The 22,279-nt window shown below is 72.5% G+C and carries 17 protein-coding genes; 4 read left to right on the top strand and 13 right to left on the bottom strand.

Annotated elements, in window-relative coordinates; genetic code table 11:
• Nucleotides 1–33: 33 nt before the first annotated feature.
• From DFJ69_RS22410 to DFJ69_RS22375, 8 genes are all read right to left on the bottom strand, one after another.
• Entirely contained in the window at nt 34–1,239 is a 1,206-nt protein-coding gene (locus tag DFJ69_RS22410; RefSeq protein WP_281275881.1) for a 3-deoxy-7-phosphoheptulonate synthase, read from the bottom strand.
• On the bottom strand, nt 1,197–2,183 hold the full coding sequence (rfbB, locus tag DFJ69_RS22405; RefSeq protein ID WP_116026816.1) for a dTDP-glucose 4,6-dehydratase: 987 nt from the start codon (nt 2,181–2,183) through the stop codon (nt 1,197–1,199). The genes DFJ69_RS22410 and rfbB overlap by 43 nt, the downstream gene beginning before the upstream one ends.
• Nucleotides 2,180–3,244 carry a glucose-1-phosphate thymidylyltransferase gene (locus DFJ69_RS22400; protein ID WP_116024413.1) on the bottom strand — a complete coding sequence of 355 codons (1,065 nt, stop codon included), beginning with the start codon at nt 3,242–3,244 and terminating at the stop codon, nt 2,180–2,182. The genes rfbB and DFJ69_RS22400 overlap by 4 nt, the downstream gene beginning before the upstream one ends.
• A gap of 127 nt (nt 3,245–3,371) precedes the next feature.
• Nucleotides 3,372–4,778, bottom strand: a complete 1,407-nt coding sequence (locus DFJ69_RS22395) for an MFS transporter (RefSeq protein ID WP_116024412.1) — start codon at nt 4,776–4,778, stop codon at nt 3,372–3,374.
• A 62-nt stretch (nt 4,779–4,840) separates the two neighbouring features.
• Nucleotides 4,841–6,352 carry an MFS transporter gene (locus DFJ69_RS22390; protein WP_245974523.1) on the bottom strand — a complete coding sequence of 504 codons (1,512 nt, stop codon included), beginning with the start codon at nt 6,350–6,352 and terminating at the stop codon, nt 4,841–4,843.
• Nucleotides 6,349–7,458: a DegT/DnrJ/EryC1/StrS family aminotransferase gene (locus DFJ69_RS22385; RefSeq protein ID WP_116024411.1), complete on the bottom strand. Its 1,110-nt coding sequence runs from the start codon at nt 7,456–7,458 to the stop codon at nt 6,349–6,351. Before DFJ69_RS22385 ends, DFJ69_RS22390 begins: the two co-directional genes overlap by 4 nt.
• Nucleotides 7,455–8,804 (bottom strand): NDP-hexose 2,3-dehydratase family protein, encoded by a 1,350-nt coding sequence (locus DFJ69_RS22380; RefSeq protein WP_245974522.1) that lies wholly within the window; start codon nt 8,802–8,804, stop codon nt 7,455–7,457. Before DFJ69_RS22380 ends, DFJ69_RS22385 begins: the two co-directional genes overlap by 4 nt.
• A gap of 53 nt (nt 8,805–8,857) precedes the next feature.
• Nucleotides 8,858–11,716 (bottom strand): AfsR/SARP family transcriptional regulator, encoded by a 2,859-nt coding sequence (locus DFJ69_RS22375; RefSeq protein ID WP_170177745.1) that lies wholly within the window; start codon nt 11,714–11,716, stop codon nt 8,858–8,860.
• Between the two features lie 389 nt (nt 11,717–12,105).
• Here DFJ69_RS22375 and DFJ69_RS22370 point away from each other — a divergent pair, with 389 nt between their 5' ends.
• The 3 genes from DFJ69_RS22370 (at nt 12,106) to asnB (ending at nt 16,007) form a co-directional block, all read left to right on the top strand.
• A complete protein-coding gene (locus DFJ69_RS22370) occupies nt 12,106–12,903 on the top strand; it encodes an AfsR/SARP family transcriptional regulator (protein ID WP_116024408.1) in 798 nt (265 codons plus the stop codon).
• Between the two features lie 79 nt (nt 12,904–12,982).
• Nucleotides 12,983–14,125, top strand: coding sequence for a nucleotide disphospho-sugar-binding domain-containing protein (locus DFJ69_RS22365; protein WP_116024407.1), 1,143 nt, complete (start codon nt 12,983–12,985; stop codon nt 14,123–14,125).
• Between the two features lie 19 nt (nt 14,126–14,144).
• A complete protein-coding gene (asnB, locus tag DFJ69_RS22360; protein ID WP_116024406.1) occupies nt 14,145–16,007 on the top strand; it encodes an asparagine synthase (glutamine-hydrolyzing) in 1,863 nt (620 codons plus the stop codon).
• On the opposite strand, the gene DFJ69_RS22355 is transcribed toward asnB, so the two are convergent.
• The 5 genes from DFJ69_RS22355 to DFJ69_RS34980 form a co-directional block, all read right to left on the bottom strand.
• Nucleotides 15,908–17,572, bottom strand: a complete 1,665-nt coding sequence (locus DFJ69_RS22355; protein WP_116024405.1) for a bifunctional copper resistance protein CopD/cytochrome c oxidase assembly protein — start codon at nt 17,570–17,572, stop codon at nt 15,908–15,910. The two genes, asnB and DFJ69_RS22355, sit on opposite strands and share 100 nt — an antisense overlap.
• Before the next feature lie 53 nt (nt 17,573–17,625).
• Nucleotides 17,626–19,056, bottom strand: coding sequence for a multicopper oxidase family protein (locus DFJ69_RS22350; protein WP_211328704.1), 1,431 nt, complete (start codon nt 19,054–19,056; stop codon nt 17,626–17,628).
• Nucleotides 19,057–19,084: 28 nt separating this feature from the next.
• Nucleotides 19,085–19,606: a hypothetical protein gene (locus DFJ69_RS22345; protein ID WP_116024403.1), complete on the bottom strand. Its 522-nt coding sequence runs from the start codon at nt 19,604–19,606 to the stop codon at nt 19,085–19,087.
• 116 nt (nt 19,607–19,722) lie between these two features.
• Complete coding sequence (locus DFJ69_RS22340) at nt 19,723–20,940, bottom strand: glycosyltransferase (RefSeq protein ID WP_116024402.1); 1,218 nt, start codon at nt 20,938–20,940, stop codon at nt 19,723–19,725.
• Nucleotides 20,941–21,402: 462 nt separating this feature from the next.
• Entirely contained in the window at nt 21,403–21,735 is a 333-nt protein-coding gene (locus DFJ69_RS34980) for a hypothetical protein (RefSeq protein WP_211328703.1), read from the bottom strand.
• On the opposite strand from DFJ69_RS34980, the gene DFJ69_RS22335 reads away from it, so the two are divergent.
• Nucleotides 21,719–22,219, top strand: a complete 501-nt coding sequence (locus tag DFJ69_RS22335; RefSeq protein ID WP_211329006.1) for a TetR-like C-terminal domain-containing protein — start codon at nt 21,719–21,721, stop codon at nt 22,217–22,219. The two genes, DFJ69_RS34980 and DFJ69_RS22335, sit on opposite strands and share 17 nt — an antisense overlap.
• Nucleotides 22,220–22,279: the final 60 nt, after the last annotated feature.

The raw sequence follows: 22,279 nt of genomic DNA, 5'->3' as shown, positions 1-22,279 counted from the left end.
CACTCCCGTCTTCGACTGCTGTTCGGGTCGGCGTCAGCCGCGCCAGGCGGAGACGACGTCGACCGCCTGGGTCGCGTTGAGCCTCGGATCGCACAGGCTCGTGTAGACGTGGGGCCGTCCGGCGGCGGCCGTCGCGTCGGCGGCGCACTCGGTGACCTCGTCGGGGGTGGTCTCCAGATGCAGGCCCCCGGCGACGGCCCCCGCTCCGGTGACCGCGGCGTGGAACTCCTCGATCTCCCGGACGATCGCGTCGAGGTGGCGGGTCTTGCGTCCGCCGGGGCCGGCGACGGTGTTGCCGTGCATCGGGTCGCACAGCCAGATGACCGACGGCCGTACGGCGCGGACCGCCTCGACCAGGGCGGGCAGCCGGACGGCCGCCTCGCCGACGCCCATACGGGCGATGAGGGTGAGCCGGCCGGGCTCGGCGTTCGGGTCGAGCCGCTCGCACAGGGCCGTCAGCTCCTCAGGGGTGGCGGCCGGGCCGACCTTGCAGGACACCGGGTTGACGGCGTCCGCCAGCAGCGCCACGTGCGCGCCGTCCACCTGGCGGGTCCGCTCGCCGATCCACGGCCAGTGCGTGGACGTCAGCAGCAGGCCGTCCCCGGACTCCCGCATCAGCGGCACCTCGTAGTCCAGCAGCAGCGCCTCGTGGCTCGTCCACACGTCCCGGGCACGGCCGCGCAGCGTCTCCACGGCGGTGACGGCGGCCCAGTAGCCCGCCAGGACGCGCTTGGGGTCGGCCTGCCGCACGCCCTCGTCGGGTTCCGGGCCGTTGACCTGGTGCCCCCGGTAGACGGGGAGCTCTCGCCCGCCGACCCTCTCGGTGGGATTGGAGCGCGGCTTGACGAACTGCCCGGCGATCCGACCGACGCGCACCACCGGCCTGCCGGACCTCTCCCGCATGACGTCCGCCAGGCGTTCCAGGAGGGCCGCCTTCCGGTTGACGTGGCCGGGGGTGCACTCGGCCGGGTCCTCCGCGCAGTCCCCGGCCTGGACGACCTGCCGCTCGCCCCGCGCCACCTCGGCGAGCAGGGCGCGCAGCGCGTCGACCTCCGACCGCGACACCAGGCCCGGCAGCTCGGCGAGCTGCGCGCGGACCTGCCGGGTCAACTCGGGGTCGGACCAGCGCGGCTGCTGCCGGGCCGGCAGCGCGCTCCACCCGTCGGCGGGGATCCCGTCGTCGCCGACCACGCCGATCACCCGCCCCGCCCGGCGCGCGCGCCCTGCAGGGGCTTCCACCAGCCGGGGTTGTCGCGGTACCACTCGACGATCTCCCGCAGGCCCTCGTCGAGCGACCTGACGGGCTCGTAGCCCAGCTCCTTGCGGATCCTGCCGTCGTCCAGCGAGTAGCGGACGTCGTGGCCCTTGCGGTCGGTGACGTGGCGGACCATGCTCCAGTCCGCCCCGCACAGCTCCAGGAGCCGTTCGGTCATCTCCCGGTTGGACAGCTCCGTGCCGCCGCCGATGTTGTAGACGCCGCCGGGCTCGCCCTTGGCCAGGACCAGGTGGATGCCCCGGCAGTGGTCGTCGACGTGGATCCACTCGCGGCGGTGGCGGCCGTCCCCGTACAGCGGAACGGTGCGCCCGCTGAGGAGGTTGGTCACGAAGAGCGGGATCAGCTTCTCGATGTGCTGGTGGGGGCCGTAGTTGTTGGCGCAGCGGGTGATGCGCACGTCGAGGCCGTGCGTCCGCCAGTAGGCGCGGGCGATCAGGTCCGACCCCGCCTTGGAGGCCGCGTACGGCGAGTTGGGCAGCAGCGGGTCGTCCTCGGTCCACGAGCCCGACTCGATCGCCCCGTAGACCTCGTCCGTCGAGACGTGGACGACGGTCCGCACCCCGGATCGCAGCGCCGCGTCCAGGACCTCCTGGGTGCCCCAGACGTTGGTGCGCACGAACTCGGAGGGCCCGGCGATGGACCGGTCGACGTGCGACTCGGCGGCCAGGTGGACCACGGCGTCGTGACCGGGCATCAGCCGGTCGAGCAGGTCCCGGTCACGGATGTCGCCCTGGTGGAACTCCAGCCGCTCGTGGTCCATGGGCAGGTTCCGGGTGGAGCCCGCGTACGTCAGCGCGTCCAGCACCGTGACGTGCGCGCCGGCGTGCTCCGGGTAGTCCCCGGCCAGCAGGCGGCGCACGAAGTGGGAGCCGATGAACCCGGCGGCGCCGGTGACCAGGATCCTCACGCCGCCACCCACGCCCTGGTGTGGTCGCCGATGATCAGGCTGTGGCCGCCGGGCGCGCCGGTGGCCCGCACGTCCGTCCAGCGGCCGATGACCGACCGGCGCAGCCGCCGGACGTCCTGCACGCGGGCGCCCTCCAGCAGGATCGAGTCCTCCACGTCGGCGTCGCGGACGACGCAGTCGCGCCCCAGCGCGGTGCCGGGGCCGACCCGGCTGTCGACGACCCGGGAGCCCGCGCCGACGATCAACGGCCCCACCAGCCGGGAACGGGTCACCACGGCGCCGGGCTCGACGACCACGGTGCCGTGCACGGCGCTGTCGGCGTCCACCCGGCCGCCGATCGAGCCCGGGAGCCGCTCCAGCAGCACCCGGTTGCACTCCAGCAGCTCGGCGACGTTGCCGGTGTCCTTCCAGAAGCCCGCGTGCTCCTGGGCGACGACGGTGCCGCCCCGGGCCACCAGGTGCTGCAGCGCGTCGGTGATCTCCAGCTCGCCGCGGGCGCTCGGCCGGATCGCGCGGACCGCCTCGTGGATCGCGGGGGTGAGGAAGTAGACGCCGGTGATCGCCAGGTTGCTGCGCGGCTCCCGGGGCTTCTCCACCAGGGCCCTGACCCGGCCGTCCGGGCCGACCTCGGCCACCCCGTACTGCCGGGGGTCGGGGACCTTGACCACGGTGAGCTGGGCGTCGGGCCGGCGGCCGGCGAACATGGCCGCGGCCTCGCCGATGCCGTCGACGAAGACGTTGTCGCCGAGGTACATCACGAAATCGTCGTCGCCGAGGAAATCGGCGGCGAGGGACACGCAATGGGCCAACCCCAACGGGGCGGCCTGATGAAGGTAGGTGATCCGCAGTCCGAGTTCGGCGCCGTCGCCGACGACCGACCTGATCTCCGCGGCGTGGTCGCCCACCACGATGCCGACCTCGGACACGCCGATTCCGCGAATGTCCTCGAGCACGTGGAGCAGTACCGGTTTGCCCGCGACGGGCACGAGCTGCTTGGCCATCGAATAGGTGAACGGCCGCAGCCGGGTACCCTTTCCGCCGGACAGCACCAGCGCTTTCATAGACGCCCCTCACTTGAGCCGAATGGCAGAATGGTCATCTGAGACCATCCTGCCGTTCGGCTCAAGGAGGGCATTCGAGAAGTTCTAGAGGCTTCCAAAAATGGCAGGCCAACCGGTCGGTGGGCTGTTACGCGGGGACGCTCTCCGCGGTCGGCGCGGTCGTGGCCGACACCCGGCCGCCGCGCCGCAGCAGGGCCCCGCACACCAGCAGGGTGACCACCGCGAGCCCCGCCATCGCCCACAGCACGGTGCGCAGCCCGCCGCTGAACCCGGGGTCGGCGAGCCGCCCGTCGGTGGTGGCCGCCAGCACCGCGCCGACCACGGCGATGGCGACGGTCTCGCTCGCCAGCCGCGCCGTGTTGAGCATCCCGGCGGCGGTGCCCGCCCGGTCGACGGCGACGCTGCTGATGGCCACCCCGTCGATCAGGCCCATGGAGATCCCGAACCCGAACCCGATGGTCAGCAGCGGCCCGAGCAGTTGGCCGGTCCCGGTCTTCGGTCCGGCGAGCGCCATCCAGGCCGCGCCCGCGCCGACCAGGACCACCGCCACCATCACGATCGCCGAGGGCGGCACCCACTTGGCGATGACGCCGGCCAGCGAGGGGAGCACCAGGCTGGGCGCGGTCAGCGCGATCAGCACCGTCCCGGCCCGTTCCGAGCTCATGCCGAGCACCTCGGTGAAGTACGACGGCAGGTAGACCACCAGCGGGATGAGGACGCACAGGATCACCGCCGCGGTGACCGAGAAGGCCATGAACCGGGGGCTGGCGAGCAGCCCCAGGTCGAGCATCGGGTCCGGGCGGCGGCGTTCGATGACGACGAACGCGGCCAGCAGCACCGCCGACCCGACGAACGCGCCCAGGACCACCGGCGACAGCCAGCCCCGGGCGGGCCCCTCCACGAAGCCGGTGATCAGGAGCAGCAGGAAGGCGGTGAAGGTGACGGCCCCGCCGGTGTCGAGGCGACGGCCGCCCGACTCCCGCGACTCGGGCAGCAGCGGCGTCATGAGCAGGACGATGAGGGCCGCCGCGGCCGGCACGCCGAAGACCCCGCGCCAGCCGAAGGCGCTGACGACGAAGCCCCCGATGGTGGGGCCGAAGGCGAGACCCACCCCCAGGGTGGTGCCGAAGACCCCGAAGGCGCGGGTCCGGGCGGGGCCCTCGAAGTTGGCGGCCAGCAGCGCCGCGCCGCTGGCCGCCGCGGCCGCCGCGCCGGCCCCGGCGACGGCCCGGACCACGTCCAGCACCAGGATGTTGGTGGTGACGATACTCAGCAGGCCGGTCACGGCGAACACGGCGACGCCGCCGGTGAAGACCCGGCGGCGTCCGATCAGGTCCGCGAGGGACCCGGCGGCCAGCATGAAGCTGGCGAAGGTGGCGTTGTAGCCGGTCACCACCCACTGGACGGGCGCGAGGTCCGCGTCCAGGGCCTCGGCGATGTCGGGCAGCGCGACGGAGGCGCCGGTGAGCGTGATCGGCAGCGAGATGCTGGACAGCAGGACGGCGATCAGTACGACGATCGGCTTGTTGCGCACGGCACTTCCGTTTCCCACGATGTCGGTACCGCCCCAGGCTGCTACCTCAACAAATGTTCAGGTCAAGACACCTTGTTAGGGGCCGTCCCGTCCTCCCTTTCCGGCGTTCCCGAATCCCGTCCCGGGCGGCTCAGCAGCACCGCCACCACCACCGCGGCGGCGGCGCAGATCCCCGCCACCCACCACAGCGCGATGTGCCAGGACTCGGTGTACCGCAGGGCGTTCAGCGCCCGGTCCGCACCGCTCAGGTCGCCGGCGGCGATCCGGTCGGCCAGATCGGCGGAGCCCACCCGGGCCTGGATGAGCGCCACCAGCACGGTGCCGAAGACGGCGATGACGAGCGCCTCGCCGCTGTTGCGGACCGTGTTGAGGAACCCGGCGGCCATGCCCACCCGTGCGGGCTCGACCTGGTTCATCGCCTGCGCGTCGGTGATGCCGAACGACACGCCCATGCCCACGCCCACCGTCAGCAGGGGCCCGAGCAGCGCCGGCGCGCCCATGCCGGGCTCCAGCACGGTGAGCCAGGCGTTGCCGCCCGCCACCAGCAGCAGCGCCAGCGTCATCAGCGCCCTGGCCGACACGCCCTTGGCGACCAGCCAGCCGGCGAAGATCGGCACCACCATGATGGGCGCGGTCATCATCAGCATGGTCTGCCCCGCCTCGCGCGCCGTGGCGCCGTCCACCCCCTGGAAGTAGATCGGCAGGTACACCAGGGTGCCGACGAACCCCACCGAGGTGGACAGGGTGCCCAGCGTCCACCCCATGAAGCGCGGGTTGCGGATCATCGTCAGGTCCAGGACCGGGTCGGCCGTGCGCCGCGAGACCAGCACGAACACGGTCAGCAGCACCGCGCCGACGACCAGGCCCGCCGGGCCGACCGGGCCGCCGTCCGGCAACCGGATCAGGCCGTACATCAGCGTGCCGAGACCGGCCACGAACGTCACGGCGCCCCGCACGTCCACCGGCGGGCGATGGTCGGCCCGCGACTCCGGCGCGGCCCGACTGCCCGCCAGGATCAGCAGGCCCACCAGCACGAACACCAGGAAGGACGGCCGCCAGCCCAGTCGGGTGACCAGCCACCCGGCCAGGAAGGGGCCGACCACGACACCCGCGCCGCCCGTCATGCCCATGGCGGCGAACGCCCGGGTCCGCGCGGGGCCCTCGAAGGTCGCCGCGAGCAGCGCGCCACCGCACGCCATGACGCCGCCCGCGCCGATCCCCGCCAGCGCCCGCGCCGCGTCCAGCACGAGGATGTTCGGGGCCGCCGCGGTGAGCAGCGAGCCCAGGGTGAACAGCGCGGTGGCCGCCACGAAGGTGCGACGCCGCCCGAACAGGTCCGCCAGCGAGCCGCAGACCAGGGTGAACGCCGACAGCGCGAGGTTGTAGGCGGTGACCGCCCATTGCAGGGTCGCCCCGGAGGCGTCCAGGCCCTGGCCGATGCGCGGCAACGCGATCCCGGTGCCGGCGATGGACATGGCGACGGCGAACACCCCGACCAGGACGACGACGAGGGTGACCGCGGCATGGGGCCGGCCGCCCTCCTTGCGGGGGACGGCCGTGGTGAGCGTGCTCATAGCGAGGCCAGCACCTCCGTCAGCGCGCTGATCACCTTGTCCTGGAGGTCCTCCGACAGCGAGGCGTACATCGGCAGGGAGAAGATCTGGTCGGCGAGCGCCTCCGTGTTCGGCAGCGAGCCCGCGCCGTAGCCCAGGTGGGCGAAGCCGCTCATCGTGTGCACCGGCCACCGGTAGCTGACGTTGAGCACGATGTCGTACGACTTCATCCGCTCGATGATCTCGTCGCGGCGGGGATGCCGGACGACGTACACGTAGTACACGTGGTCGTTGCCCTCGGCGATCTCCGGCAGCACGAGGTCGGTGCCGGACAGCGCCTCCGCGTACCGCGCCGCGACCCGCCGGCGGGCGGCCAGGTAATCGTCGAACCGCCGGAGCTTGCGTCGCAGGATCTCGGCGTGCACCTCGTCGAGGCGGCTGTTGTGCCCCGGCGTGGAGACGACGTAGTACTCCTTCTCCATGCCGTAGTAGCGCAGCCGGCGGAGGTTCGCCTCCACCTCCGGGTCCGAGGTGATGGTGGCCCCGCCGTCGCCGTACGCCCCCAGCACCTTGGTGGGATAGAACGAGAACGCCGCGGCCTTGCCCATCGTCCCGGCGAGCCGTCCGTGGTGGCGGGCCCCGTGCGCCTGGGCGCAGTCCTCCAGGATCGGCAGGCCGTGCTCGCGGGCCACCTCCTCCACCGTCGCCATGTCGACGCACTGCCCGTACAGGTGGACGGGCAGGATGCAGGCGGTCCGTTCGGTGACGGCGTCGGCGAGCCGGTCGGTGTCCATCAGATAGGTGCGCGGGCACACGTCCACGAAGACCGGGGTGGCGCCGACCTGGTCGATGGCGATGACCGTGGGCGCGGCCGTGTTGGACACGGTGATCACCTCGTCGCCCGGCCCGACGCCGAGCGCGCGGAGCCCCAGCACCAGGGCGTTGGTGCCGTTGTCGCAGCTCACACAGCCCTCGACGCCGTGGTAGGCGGCGTACTCCCGTTCGAAGCTCCGGACGCTGTCGCCCAGGATGAGCTGCCCGGAGCGGAACACGGAGTCCACCGCGTCGAGGATGTCCTCGCGCTCCCGCTCGTACTCCTGACGGTAGTCCCACACGTACATGGTCATCGGTGCGCTCCTTGTCTCGGGAACGGGTCGAGGAAGCGCAGACAGGCCAGCAGGCTGCGCGCCTCCAGTTCGACGTGATCGCAGTGCCGCCCGAACCGGGCCAGCCGCCGGGCGTCCATCCAGCGGAAGTCCTCGCCGACGTCGTCGGGGAAGTCCGCGTCCACCTCGACGATCAGGTAGCGGTTCTCGGCGTGGTAGAGCCGCCCGCCCTCCTCCGAGTGGACGACGTCCAGCAGGATCCGCTCGGGCGGGGCGGACAGCACGTGGTCCAGGAACGGCGGACGCCGGTCGGGGTCGTGGTTGCCGGGGGCGCACTGCACGGTGGGCGCCATCTCGACCACGTCGAAGGTGCCGGCCTGGGTGTGCGCCCGCACCAGCAGCTCCAGGTCGTCGGAGGCGGGCGGCCGACGGGCGAGGAACGCGATGACACCCCGTTCGCGCGGCGCGACCATGGGCTGGCTCCACCGGGACACCTCGCGGTTGTCGATCTCGACGGAGACGCCCATGACGGAGAAGTAGCGGTCCAGCCGGTGGGAGATCCGGCCGTCGGCGCGCACCCAGTCCTTGACCTCGTTGAGCGGGATCAGGCCCCGGTCGAGCCGGCGGCCCGCCCTGGCCTCGGTGAACCAGCTCAGCGCGGCCACGTCCGAGGCGTCCCTGACCTCGGGGTCCTCCGGGCCGGGGGCGGGCGGGTACCCGGCGAGCACGGTGCGGGTGTCCATGTTGACGAGGTTGTCGATCAGGATCAGCTCGCCGATCTGCTCGCCGGTCAGCCAGCAGAACCCGGGCAGGACGGGGACCTCCTCGTCCACCTCGACGATGATGTTCCGGTTGCGCTTGTGCAGGAACCACGAGCCCTGCTCCTGCTGGAGGACGTCGGCGACCACCCGGCCCCGCCGGGGCGTCTGGAAGTACTCCAGGTAGGGCACCGGCCGGCCGCCGTGGACCCTGGTGTAGTTGCTGCGGGTCGCCTGCACCGTCGGCGACAACTGGACGGGACGGATGTTGCCCGGCTCCATCTTGGCCTGCAGCAGGAAGTGCGGGACCCCGCCGAACCGCTTGACCAGGATGCCCAGGATGCCCGTCTCGGGCTGCACGATGATCGGCTGCGACCAGGAGCGGACCGGGCCCTGGTCGGTGTCCACCAGCAGGCCGGAGATCGTGAAGAACCGACCGGTGTGGTGCCCGATGACGCCGGTGTCGGGATGGAAGGACCAGCCCGTCAGATCCTCCAGGGGCACGGGCCTGACGTCGAACGCGTGGCTGCGCTCCTCGTCCGCCAGCCAGTCGTGGAAGTCCTCGATCTGCGAGAACACGGCCGCCCGCCTCCCTTCCTGTTCGGTCACGGGTAGGTGGGAACAGGATTCGGGACGTCGCTAGCGGGACCCCTGTCCTCGGTCTAGAGGATCGCTGAGTCGGGCTGGGTGAGCCGCACGGGCACGGTGGGCGGCGCGGACCGGCGCATCGCGCCGACCTCGTCGGCGGTCACCGCGCCCATGTCCGTCAGGATCTCCACCGCGTGGTCGCGGCACTCTCTGGCGCGTTCCCGCAGGTTCACGCGATCGAGGGATTCGGCCAGCTCGCCCAGCAGCCTGGCCTCGCCGTGCCACTCCCCCACCTCCCTGGCCAGGTCCAGCGCCCGCAGGAAGTGCGTCACCGCCTCGCCGTGGTCGCCGACGGCGGCGGTGAGGCGGGCGAGGCCGGCCAGGTTGTAGTACTCGCCGTGTCGGTAGCCGAGCCCGCCGGCCAGCGCGACACCCCGCCGGAAGTGCCGCGCCGCCGCCCGGGTGTCGCCCCGTCCCTCCTCCAGCAGACCGAGCTGGTGCAGGATCAGCACCACGTCGTGGGACTCCCCCGCGGCCTGCAGCAGGCCCAGCCCCCGGTTGAAGTAGACGCCCGCCGCCCTCGCGTCGCCGTGCCGGGCGAGCTGGGCGGCCAGCTCGTACAGCGCCCGGCCCTCCCACCGGCTGTCGCCGATCGTCCGGCACAGGTCCAGGGCGCCCAGCAGGTGCATGAACGAGCGCCCGTCGTCGTGGTCGAGGCTGCCCCGGCAGCAGGCCAGGTTCAGATGCGCCCGCACCTCCGCGAGGACGTCGCCGACGCGTCCGGCGACCTGGAGGACGCTCTCGCTGAGGGCGCACGAGTCCTGGAGGTGGCCGCGGACGCGCAACGGGCCGCAGACGGTGGCGGCCAGGCGGATGGCCATGCGCTCGTGCGCCCCCGGGATCGAGGCGGCCTGCCGCACCGCCGACACGAGGCTGTCCCGGTGGTCGTCGAGCCAGGCGATCGCGTCCGCCGGGGTCGCCGGCTCGGTGATCGCCCGGTCGGCCCGCGCCGCGCCGCCGGGCGGCACCCGTTCCTCCTCGGTGAGCCAGCGGACGTTGAGCTGGTCGAGGAGGGCGGTGACCCGCAGGCCGGCGGCGACGTAGTACTCCAGCGCCCGGAGCAGCGCGTCGTCGCGTCGGGCCTTGGTCAGGTGCACGCCGGCCTGCTCGCGGGCGAACAGGCGCATGAGGCTGTGCATCCGGTAGTGGCCCGGCTGCGGCGACTCCAGCAGCCGGGCGTCCAGCAGGCTCTCCAACGCCTGCTCGGCCCGGTGCCGCGGCAGGTCGGTGAGCGCGGCGGTCAGCGGGATGGTGATGGACGACCAGCGCGGGATCCCGAGGAACCGGAACACCCGGACCGGCTCCCGCCCCTCCGGAAGGCTCTCCAGGTCCTGGCAACTGATGGCGAAGCCGGACCGCACCGCCAGGTCGTCGATCTTCAGCTCGTCCAGCCGGTGCTGTTCGCTGGCCAGCTTGTCGGCCAGGAACCGCAGCGGCCAGTGCGGACGGGAGGCCAGCCGGGCGCCGGCGATGCGCAGCGCCAGCGGCAGCCCGCCGCACAGCCGGACGATGCGCAGCGCCTGGTCGGGCTCGGCGGCGATGCGCTGCGGCGCCACCAACCGCCCCAGCAGGTCCAGCGAGTCCTCCTCGGACATGGCCTCCAGGTGGTAGCCGACCGACCCGAGCACCGGCAGCGCCCGCCGGCTGGTCACCAGCACCGCGCACGACCGGGCGGGCAGCAGCGGCTGGACCTGCGGCGCGTGACAGGCGTTGTCCAGGACGAACAGCATCCGCCGGTTGGCGGTCAGCGAACGGAACCGCGCCGCCGCCTCGGCGGTCTCGCCGGGCACCGACGGCGGCGGCACCCCCAGCGAGCGCAGCATGCGGCCCAGCGCCTCGGTCGGCTCCAGCGGCGGCGCCGAGCCCCGGGCGCCCTGCAGGTCCACGTGGCAGACGCCATCGGGGAAGCGGTGCGCCGACTGGTGCGCGAGATGGATGGCCAGCTCCGACTTGCCGACCCCGCCCACCCCGTCGATCACCACCACCTGGGGCCCGTTGGTGTCGAGCAGGAGCCGCTCGACCCGGGCGAGGTCCGCGACCCGTCCCGCGAACGCTCCATTTCCGCGGAGCACCTCGTGGGGCAGCACCGCCGGCGGAGCGTTCCGGTGCCCGCCGGGCGGCGGCGCCGCGGTCCCGGACGCCGGGGGGTCGGGGACCGGGTCGGCGTCGGTGAGGATCATCTGGTGGAGCGCCTGGAGCCGCCCGGAGGGTTCGAGGCCGAGCTCCTCGGTGAGGATCTGACGCGCCCGCCGGTACGCCTCCAGCGCGTCGGCGCGGTTGCCGGTCGTGTGCAGCGCCCGCATCAACTGCGCCCACAGCCCCTCGCGGAGCGGGTGCTCGCCGAGCAGCGCGCGCAGCTCCCCCACCACTTCGGCGCTCTTGCCGAGCTGCATTCGGGCCTCGATGCGGGCTTCGGCGGCGTGCAGTCGGCATTCCCGCAGCCGGTTGGCCTCGGCGCCCAGCGCGGGTGTCGGCGGGGCGTCCAGGAAAGGCGTCCCGCGCCAAAGGGCGAGGGCCTCGGCGAGCGCGGACTCGGCCTCGTGGGGCGCGCCGTGCTCCAGTTCGGCGAGCCCTCGGGCGGCCAGCGCCTCGAAGCGCTCGGCGTCGGTCGGTGTGTCCACGACGCCGAGCTCATAACCCGCCGTCCCGGTGATGATGATCTCTTTGGCGGAGTCGCCCAGCGTTCTGCGGAGTTGCAGGACATAACCGCGGATCAGGGCCGGCGCGGAGAGCGGCGGATCCTCGGGCCACAACTCCGCGACGAGCCGCTCCACCGTAACGACGTGACCGGCATTCACGATGAGGAGTGCGAGCAGCGCGCGGGGCCTGCCGCCGGGGATCGAGCTCCATTCGGACCCGGTAGAGAACTCCACGCGGCCTAGATACCGAAACCGCATCGAGGTTCCCTTCACGTGGATGTCACGCCCCACGAAGGGTAACTCAGCGACCGCCCGGTGATCAGGTCCGGACGGTGGGCGACGACACGGCCTCGTTTTACTCCACGACCGAAACACGCGATCGCGCCCACCCTTTCCCCGGTTCATCAACAGCGTGCGGTGCGCGCGTCAATCGCGATAAACAGCAGATCAACCGAGCATCAACCAACTCGTGTCATCCTGACCGCGATCCCGGTCGGACACCGGGTCGACAAGGAGCCGTCCCGGTTCCGCCACCCGATCCCCCGCACGCTCGGCGTCGTGCGCGAGAACTGGCCGGTTCCGGCCGGCGCGCGCCGCCCGGCGAACCACATCGTGGAGGTGCCATGCGGTTCGGAGTGCTCGGCGCACTGATGGTGATGGACGATGGAGTGAACTGCCTTCCCAGTGCCCCGAAGCAGCGTCAACTCCTCGCGCTGCTCCTGATGAACGCCAACCGTTTCGTCTCGACGGAGGCGTGCATCGAAGAGCTTTGGGCGAGCGACCCACCACGCACCGTTATACCTACATTGCAGACTTACATACTTCAGATTCGCAAGTCGCTGGCCGCCTCCCCGCGGGTCGGCTCGGTGGCCGGCGCGCACAAGGAGCTCGTCACCGGCAAGCGCGGCTACTACCTCACCGTCGCCCCCGGCTCGTTGGACCTGATGGAGTTCGAGCGGTGGACCCGGGAGGGCCGGGACGCCGCGCGTCACCACGACGACCTGCGCGCGGTCGACCTGCTGCGCCGGGCGCTCGCCGCCTGGCGCGGGCCCGCGCTCAGCGACGTGCAGACCGGTCCCCTGCTGCGCGCCGATGTGGACAGTCTGGAGGAGGCCCGGATCTCCACCCTCGACCAGTGCTTCGAGGTGGAGCTGCGGCTCGGCCACCACCAGCACATCCTCAGCGAGTTGTGCGCCACCGCCGCGCAGCATCCGCTCAACGAACGGCTGCAGGCGCAGTACATGCTGGCGTTGTACCGGTCCGGGCGGCAGGCGCAGGCGTTGGAGATCTACTCCAGGCTGCGCTCGACGCTCGCCGACGAGCTCGGGCTCGGCCCCTCGCTCCCGCTGCGCCGGCTGCACGAGGCGATGCTGTCGGCCGACGGCGACCCGGACCTCGTCCCGTTCAGCCTCGTCATGTAGGGCGGCCGGGCGGGCCCGCCACATGCGGCCCTGTCCGTCCTTTAAGGCACCCCGAGGTGCGCGGCCTAGCTTTCCCGGCATGCGAATCCTCTTCCTCGCCGGTGGAAGCCCGGCGACCGTCTACGCGCTGATCCCCCTCGCCACGGCCGCCCGCAACGCGGGCCACGAGACCTTCATGGCGTCCACCGAGGCGATGATGCCGGTGGTCGCGGGCTTCGGGCTGCCCGCGGTCCCGGTGACGTCCGCGGGGATGCTGGAGTACCTCGCCAAGGACCGCACGGGCGCACCGCTGGAGTGGCCCACGGACCCGGTCGAGCACATGACGTTCATCGGCCGGGGCTTCGGGCGTCTGGCCGCCGCCAGTCAGCCGCGGCTGCTGGAACTGGCCGAGGCCTGGCGGCCGGACGTGGTGGTCGGCGGGATGCTGAGTTTCGGCGCCGCGCTGCTGGCCCGACGGCTCGGGGTGCCGTGGGTCCGGCACGCCTGGGACTCCGGCGAGCCCCCCGAGTCCGACCGGGGGGCGTGGGAGGAGCTGGCCGGCGAACTGGCCGCGCTGGGCCTGGACGAGCCGCTCGTCCCCGACCTGTTCGTCGAGATCTGCCCGCCGAGCCTGCGCCCGCCCGGTGCGGGCCCGGCGCAGCAGATGCGGTACGTCCCCTGCGCCCCGCAGCGACGGCTCGAACCCTGGATGTACACGAAGGGCGAACACCGCCGCGTGATGGTCACCGCCGGGGCCCGCGTCAACCGCGAGCAGTACCTGGACTTCCTGCGCGACCTGACCGGGAAGGTCGCCAAGCTGGACGTGGAGATCGTCATCGCCACGCCCGACGACGTCGCGGCCGACGCCGCCGCCGGGCTGGACCGGGTGCACGCGGGCTGGATGCCGCTGGACGTCATCGGCCCCACCTGCGACCTGTTCGTCCACCACGCGGGCGGCGGCTCGTCGCTGATGGGCATGGCCCTCGGGGTGCCGCAGCTCCTCATGCCCAACATGGCCGCCTCCGTGGGGCCCTCCGAGCGGCTCACCGCGTACGGCGCCGCGCTCATGCTCACCCCCGGCGAGGACGACGGCGTGGAGGAGGTCGTCTCGGCCTGCCGGACGTTGCTGGACGACCCCTCGTACACCGAACGGGCCGGCGAGCTGGCGGCCGAGATCCGCGCGCAGCCGCTGCCGACCGAGGTGCTGGGGACCGTGGTGGACCTGGCCGCGAGCCGTTCCTGACGGGAAGGACCGAGCACCGATGTGTGGAATCACCGGCTGGGTGGGCTACCGGCGCGACCTCGGCGCGGACCGACGGGTCGGCGAGGTCCTCGCCGCGATGACGGAGACCATGGCGCTCCGCGGCCCGGACGCCGGCGGCGTGTGGACGGGCGCGCACGCCGTGCTGGGGCACCGCCGACTGTCGATCATCGATCTGGAGGGCGGGGCGCAGCCCATGGCCGCCGGGCCGCCGGACGCCCCGCAGGCCGTCATCACCTATAGCGGCGAGGTCTACAACTTCCGTGAGCTGCGGGACGAGCTGCGGTCCCGGGGCCACCGCTTCCGCACCGACAGCGACACCGAGGTGGTGCTGCGCGCCTATCTCGAATGGGGCGAGGACCTCGTCGACCGCCTCAACGGGATGTACGCCTTCGCCATCTGGGACGCCCGCTCGGAGGAGCTGCTCCTGGTCCGGGACCGGATCGGGATCAAGCCGCTCTACTACCACCCCCTGTCGGACGGGGTCCTGTTCGGCTCGGAGCCGAAGGCGATCCTCGCCCATCCCGAGGTCGAGGCCGCGGTGGACCTGGACGGCCTGCGGGAGCTGTTCAGCATCGTCAAGACCCCCGGGCACGCCGTCTTCCGCGGCATGTTCGAGGTGCGGCCCGGCACCGTGGTCCGGGTGTCCCGCAACGGCGTCTCGCAGCGCACGTACTGGCGGCTGGAGGGTCGGGACCACGAGCACGACCTCGACACCACCGTGCGGACCGTCCGCGACCTGCTGGAGGACATCGTCGAGCGGCAACTGTTCGCCGACGTCCCGGTCGGCGTCCTGCTGTCCGGCGGCCTGGACTCCAGCGCGGTGACCGCGTTGGCGGCCCGGTTCACCGGGGGGTCCGCCGCCGCCACGCCGCTGCCGGCCTTCAGCGTCGACTTCGTCGGCCACGACGAGCGGTTCCGGGCGAACGTGCAGTGGGAGGACCCCGACACCCCGTTCGCCATCGAGGTGGCCGCGCACGTCGGGGCCGAGCACGCGCACGTGCTGCTCGACAACCACGACATCCTCGACGACCGGGCCCGGGAGGCGGCGCTGCGGGCCCAGGACCTGCCGATCTCCACCGGGGACATGGAGTACTCCCTCTACCTGCTCTGCCGGGCCATCAAGGAGCGGGTGACGGTGGCGCTGTCCGGCGAGGCGGCCGACGAGCTGTTCGGCGGCTACACCTGGTTCCACGACCCGGCGGCCGTGCACGGCTCCACGTTCCCCTGGCATCACCCGTTCGAGAAGGCGGGCGGGATCGGCGCGCTCCGCGAGGCGGGCCTGTGGGACCGGCTCGGGCTGGGCGACTACATCGCGCAGCGGTACTCCGAGGCGCTGGCCGAGGTGCCCCGGCTGCCGGGCGAGGGCGCGCTGCAGGCACGGATGCGGGAGGTGAGCCACCTCAACCTCACCCGCTGGGAGAACTTCCTGCTGGACCGCAAGGACCGGATCAGCATGGCGGCGGGCCTGGAGGTCCGGGTGCCGTTCTGCGACCACCGGCTCGTCGAGTACGTCTACAACGTCCCCTGGCGGATGAAGACCTTCGACGGCCGGGAGAAGAGCCTGCTGCGCGCGGCCGTCGCGGACCTGCTGCCCGAGTCGGTGCTGACCAGGAAGAAGAACCCCTACCCGTCCACCCAGGACCACGCGTACGAGCGGGCGTTGCGGGCCCGGGTGGACAAGCTCTGCGCCCCGGGCTCCCCGGTGCTGGAGCTCGTCCCCCTCCATCGGATCCGGGCGCTGCTCGCCCGCCCCGAGGGCGCCTACGAGGTCGGCGGCCCTTGGGGCGCGCGAGCGGTCCTGGAACGGCTCATCGAGTTCGACTTCTGGATGACCGAGTACGGCGTGCGTCTGGACGTGTGACCGGCCCGGGCCGCCCGTGACCCGAGGAGCCCGTTCAGGCACAGGCAGCCCAGCGCCAGGTATCCCAGGCTCATCGCCGAGTGGCCGAGGGGGATCTCCATCGCCGTCTCGTACAGCGGTGTCGTGTACGGCGCGTACACGGCGGCGATGGAGATCACGGCGGCCACCGGCGGAAGGGCGGAGAACCGCGCGGCCCGGCTCCCGGACAGCGCGGCGAGCCATTCGCGCGGGCCGCGGTCGCCCGGGATCGCCGCCGGGCGGAGCGCACGCCGCGCCAGCGTGAGCGGCGACCCGAGCAGCAGGAGCAGCGGAACGGGCCCCGCCAGGGCCATGTTCTGGAGCAGGTGCATGCTGAACATCACCCTGGCGTACTTGGCGAGCCCGCTCTGCGTGACGACCACCAGGAGGAGGACGCCCGCGCACCAGGCGAGCGTTCTGCGCACGGGCCATCGGACGCCGTCGCGCCGCAGCCGCAGCACCCCGGCCGCGTACAGCCCGGCGAACACCGCGGCGATCAGGCACATCGCCAGGTCGAGCCGCCACCGCAGCGCCACGTCGACGACCGTGATCGGCGGCGGCACGGGGAAGCCCACGGCGCGGGTGAGCGGGTCGGCGGGGAGGGGCGTCTCGGGCGGCGGCGTCTCCGAGAGCGCGACGGCGACGCCGATCGCCACGCCCATCACGGTCAGCTCCCCCACCGCCAGGCGCACGAACGCGCCCGGGTTCCCCGCGCGCAGTCTCGGCAGCGTGGACGTGCGATGCCGATGCCCGATCAGTCCGAGCACCGACAACAGCACGCACTTGACCAGGATGAGCATCCCGTACGGCCCGGCCACCAGGTCGGCGGGCGACGGCAGCCGGGACACGGCGGCGGCGACCCCCGCCACCGCCAGCACGAGGTAGCACCACAGGGCCATCCGGCTGAAGCGCCCGGCGGCGACGTCCGCGTCGGGCCGCCGCCGTAGGGCGTGCACGCACACCGCGAGCAGCCCGCCCACCCACAGCGCCGGCGCCACCACGTGAACGGCGACGGCCGTGCTCGCGAGGTCGTGGTCGGGCGACGAGGCCGAATGACCGGTCAACGCGGGCGGCAGCAGGGCCGCCGACGCCACCGCCAGCGTCCACGCGCCGCGACCGGCCGTGGCGGCCCCTCGGGCCAGCATCGACGCCGCCGCCGACAGCACCGCCACGACCGCCGGCCCGAGACCGGGCGCGTTCCCGGACGCGAAGTCGACGAACTCGCCGAACCGACCGCCGAGGACGTCCGTCACCGGCACGCCGAAGACCGAGGAGGCCCGGAACACCAGCGTGACCACGGCGGCGACGGCCCAGGCCAGGGCCGCCCGCGACGCCACGGTCGTCCAGGCTCGCGCCGCCTCCCCCAGCCGCCCGTCCGCGCCGGGGAGCAGGACGACGGCCATCAACGCCGCACCGACGGTCACGACGCCGGCGCCGTCCATCGCCGTCTTCGCCAGGGGCAGCCCCCACCGGGTCACCGCGCCCTCGCCCGACAGCCCCGGCACCGCCGGCGGCGCGCCCGCACGGACCGCGAGCAGGGCGGTCACCAGGGCGGCGGGCGCCGCCGCGACGGCGATCAGGAGCCGCCTCTCGGAGGTCCTCAGGGGACGACCTCCAACTGCGCCATCATGTGCGCCGAGGAATGGTCGAGGAAATGGCAGTGGTACGGGTAGACGCCGGTGAAGGGACTCTCGAAGCGCACCAGCATCCGCACCGTCTGACCGGCCGGAATGCGCACCGTGTCCTTCGGATACGCCTCCTCGGGCCCCACCGGGACGCCGTTGCGGTCCAGCACGCGGAACTGCACCAGGTGGACGTGCATCGAGTGCGGGAAGTTGTACTGCCCGTCGGTGTTGTTGACGACCCACAGCTCCGTGCTGCCGCGCTTGCAGCGGAAGTCGATCCGGTCGGGGTCGTACGGCAGGCCGTTGATGGCGTAGAACGTGTTCGTGGCGTCCCGGCCCATGTTGATGGTGCGGGTCAGGATGGGCTCGCCGAGGTCGGGGTGGGTGCGCAGAGTGTCGGGCACCCGGCTGGGGTCGGGCACCGGTTCGCCCACCTGGAACTGCAGGAGCTGCCGGTTGGGCGTCTCCGGCCCGTTGAAGACGTTCTCCAGGTAGAGCGTGCTGCCGGTGGCGTGGTTCGTGAAGTCCACGACCACCTCGGCCCGTTCGGCGGGCCACAGCTCGATCGACGTGCCGCGGACCGGGTGCTCCAGCAGACCGCCGTCGGAGGCGATGCGGACGAACTCGCCGCCGTCGCTGAGCACCAGCCGGATCGGGCGGGAGTTGGCCGCGTTGACCAGCCGCAGCCGGTACTTGCGCCGCCGCACCTGCACAAAGGGCTGGTGGGCCCCGTTGACGAGCACCACCCGTCGGCTCGCGAAGTCGTCCAACGTGAACAGCAGCCGTCCCTGCTCGTCGAACGCCGCGTCCCGGATGAACAGCGGGATGTCGTACTGCCCGCCGGGCAGCCCCAGCGCGTCCGACTCGGCGTCACCGATCAGGTAGAGCCCGGCCAGCCCCCGGTAGACCTGTTCGGCCTCGATGTGGTGGGCGTGGTCGTGGTACCACAGCGTCGCGGCGGGCTGCCGGTTCGGATAGTGGTAGATCTTGCTCTCGCCCGGCTGGATGAGGTCCACCGGGTGACCGTCGCTGGAGGGCGCCACGTCCGCGCCGTGCAGGTGCACCGACGAGGGTGTCGTCATCCGGTTGGTGACCCGCACCTTGGACGCGCGCCCCCGCCGCGCCCTGATGGTCGGCCCGGGGAACGAGCCGTTGAACGTCAGCAGCGGCGTCTGCAGCCCCGGCAGGATGCTCGCCGTGGTCGGCGCGAGCGTCATGTCGTACAGGTCGTGGTCGGCGGTGGACGACACCGGCCTCAGCACCGGCGGGATCGGCAGCGCGCGCGTGAACGGCGTGCTCGCCGTCCCCTCGTCGTCCGCGAACACCGCGGAGAGCCGACCGGCCGGCACCAGCATCGCCGCGCCCGCCACCGCGCCGAGCTTGAGGCTGTCTCTTCGGTTGAGCATCGAGGTCCCTTCCATCCGCGCCCGGCCGCTAGGGGACGCCGAGCAGCATTCCGCCGACGACCGTGAGCATGAAGGTGAGGCGCAGCACCGCCACCGCCTCGGCCACCGCGACCGAGGACGACACCGCCCCCAGCGCCAGGTGCGCGGCCGGCACGCAGACCACGGCCATGACGACCGCGGCGGCGACGGCGAACCCCAACAGGGCCGCGGCCCCCTGGACGTCCCGCCCGACCCTCGCGCACAGTCGCCGTACGCCCCACGCCGCCAGCGCCACCCCGGCGATCGCCTGATGCAGCGCCAGCACCGCCAGCGCCGCCCGACTCGGCCCCGGGCCCGCCCTGGGCGCGGGCACCCGCAGATCGAGGCCGTGCCCGTGACCGCCCATCGGCATGGTCGACTGGATCGATCCCACGGGCACGTACAGCGCCCGCTCGCGCAGCACCCAGACGATCACCGCGGCGCACCCCACCGCCAGCACCAGGACCGGGCCGATGCGCGGCGCCCGCGCTCCCCGCCCCGCCTCGTGGAACGCACTACCGGCGTGACTCACAAAGATCAGCTTCGAGTACGGATCTAGTGATCTTCTAGGGTCCCGCTAGAGGGCCGGCCCCGGCGCGCGCGGGCCGATGATGAGGCGGTGCGGCCCACGCGCGTCGTGGGGTTCGTTCATCCGAGGGTGTCGAGGATCAGTCGGGCGGTCGTGGCGGCGCCGTCGGTGCGGATCTCGCCGGCGAGGCCAGAGGCTCGGGAGCGGGTCTCGAGGGCCAGGGCGGTGTCGAGGGCGGCGGACAGGGTCTCGGTGGTCGGGGTCGGGCCGTCGAGGGTCGCGCCGATGCCGAGTTCGGTGACCCGACGGCCCCAGTACGGCTGGTCGACCACCTGGGGGACGATCACTTGAGGGGCGCCGGCCAGGGCCGCCTTGGTCGTCGTTCCCCCGCCGCCGTGGTGGACGACGGCGGCCACGCGACCGAAGAGGGCCTGGTGGTTGGCCTCCCCGATGGCGAAACAGTCGTCCTTGTCGTCGATCAGGCCCAGGTCGGCCCAGCCCTGGGAGACGATGGCGCGGCGTCCGTGGCCGCGAACGGCCTCGATGGCCACCTGGGCGGCGTCCTTGGACGTGCTCATGGACATGCTCCCGAAGCCCACGTACACCGGTGGTGCGCCGGCGTCCAGGAAGGCCATGAGATCCGGTGACAGCGGGCGGTCGTCGGGGATGATCCACGCTCCGGTCTGAACGACGTCCAGGTCGGCCGGCCGCCGCCAAGGGGCCAGGGTCGGGTCCGCCGCCAGCAGCGGCCGATCGGTGAAGACGTGGTCACGGACGCTCTCCACGGGGGGCAGCCCGATCGATCTCCGGTGCTCGTTCAGCGGCCCGCCGAAGATGACGTTCATGTTCTCGCGGTCCAGCTCCCACAGCGCCCGGTTGTCGGTGACGTCCTCGGGAAGCGGTCGGGTCGGGTACGAGAACGGCCGGTGGTGAGGCGACGGAAGGATCCATGGACAGTAGGCCGTGAGCATGTACGCGATGCCCATCCGCTCGGCGACCGACCGTGCGGCGGCGGAGGCCGGCATCAAACCGGTGGCCACCACCAGATCACATCCCTCGGCGGCCGCGGCGACCGCCTCGTATTGCGCGGCGAGCAACGCCGCCACGGAATCCTGGAAATTCTCCGCCGGGCGGGCCCCGGCCCGCTTGATGAATTCCCGCACCGGCAGCCCCGCCGGCACCAGCGTCACACCGGCCCCGGCCAGCCGCTCGGCGAACTCCTCGTCCGGCGGCGCGCACACCCGAGACTCGACGCCGAGCTCCCGCAACCGCACCGCGAGCGCCGCCATCGGCTCGACGTCCCCACGCGAGCCGTACACCGACAACAAAACCCGCATTCCGCTCCCCCATTTCCCCGGATCAGACTTTCGACCTGCGATTCTGCGCCAGAACGGGGGTCTTGTGGCAAGCCCCCCTGTCCGCTATAACTTGAAAATGGCGGGGAGTGCGCGTTCCCTTGTCCGCTGGTCGCAGTCGGCCTCTCCCTCCCCCACATCCCGAACGTCCTCGGCGTTCACCCATGCGTAGTCGGCCCTGAACCGGAGGAACATGCCCTCCGACGAGGTTCCCGGTGTTCGGTCAGCGTGGGGTGACGGCCGAGCATTGCCGGGCTTGTTGCTGAAGGTAGCCGCCGGCCGAGCGGAGCCAGGAGATGGTGGACCTGGTGGCCGACGCGTCGGACATGAGGCCGCTCAACCGCCCTTGTCGGCTCGGCAGTTCGGCGCCCGCGATCCGCGCGACCCTGCGAACGTTCTTGGACCTGGCGTGTTCGTAGGCGCGCGGGTCATCGGGCGATCGGCTCAGCGCCCAGGGCCCGCGCCGTCCAGGTCGACCGCGAACTCTCGCAGGATGCCGATCGCCCCGGGCCAGATCGTGACCGAACCGCCCTCGGTGCGAAGTTCCGGCGCCGCCTCGTCCACCTCGACGTCGTGCCCCGCCGCGGTGAGCCCGCGCGCCGCGGCCGGCCCCGCGACGCCGCCGCCGACGATGAGTACCCTCAGGTTCCCACCTCTATTTATGAGACTCAGAGTTTCTGATACTTGGAGTATCACAATGAAGGCGCGCGGACGCAAGCCCGATCCCACCGTCGATGCGCGGATCAAGGAGGCGGCGGTCATGCTGCTGGCCGCCAAGGGGCCCTCGTTCACCATGGACGAGCTGGCATCGGCCGCCGGTGTCGGCAGGGCCAGCGTGTTCCGCCGCTACGCCACCAAGCGCGACATGCTGCTCGACGCCCTCACCCTCGCCTTGAACGCCCAGGTCCCGGAGACGCCCGACACCGGCTCGCTCGAAGGCGACCTGATGGTGATCGTGACCCAGACGCTCGCCGGCTGGAACACGCCCGAGTTCGCGAAGACGACCAGGGAGGTCTTCGGCGAGGCGGCCAGGGACCCCGGCGTCGCCGAGGTCATCCGCACCGCCATGCGCGACAAGCGACGCAGCGACTGGGCGATCTTCGAGCGCGCGATCGACAGGGGCGAACTGTCCCCGGACACCGACCTGTGGCTGCTGGCCGACATGGTCGTCGGCCTGGTCGTCTACCGCGGCCTCATCGACGTGCCACAGCCGGACCCCGCATCGATGGTCAGGGCCCTGCTGCACGGGTTCGCGCGCTGAAGCCGCGGGAGCCTGCCGTCAGGAGACGGCCCCCGGCCCATGACCGGCGTCAGAGCCGCG

Source organism: Thermomonospora umbrina (genome assembly GCF_003386555.1).
Taxonomy (GTDB): Bacteria; Actinomycetota; Actinomycetes; order Streptosporangiales; family Streptosporangiaceae; genus Thermomonospora; species Thermomonospora umbrina.
This window is presented reverse-complemented; position numbering and strand designations above follow the sequence as displayed.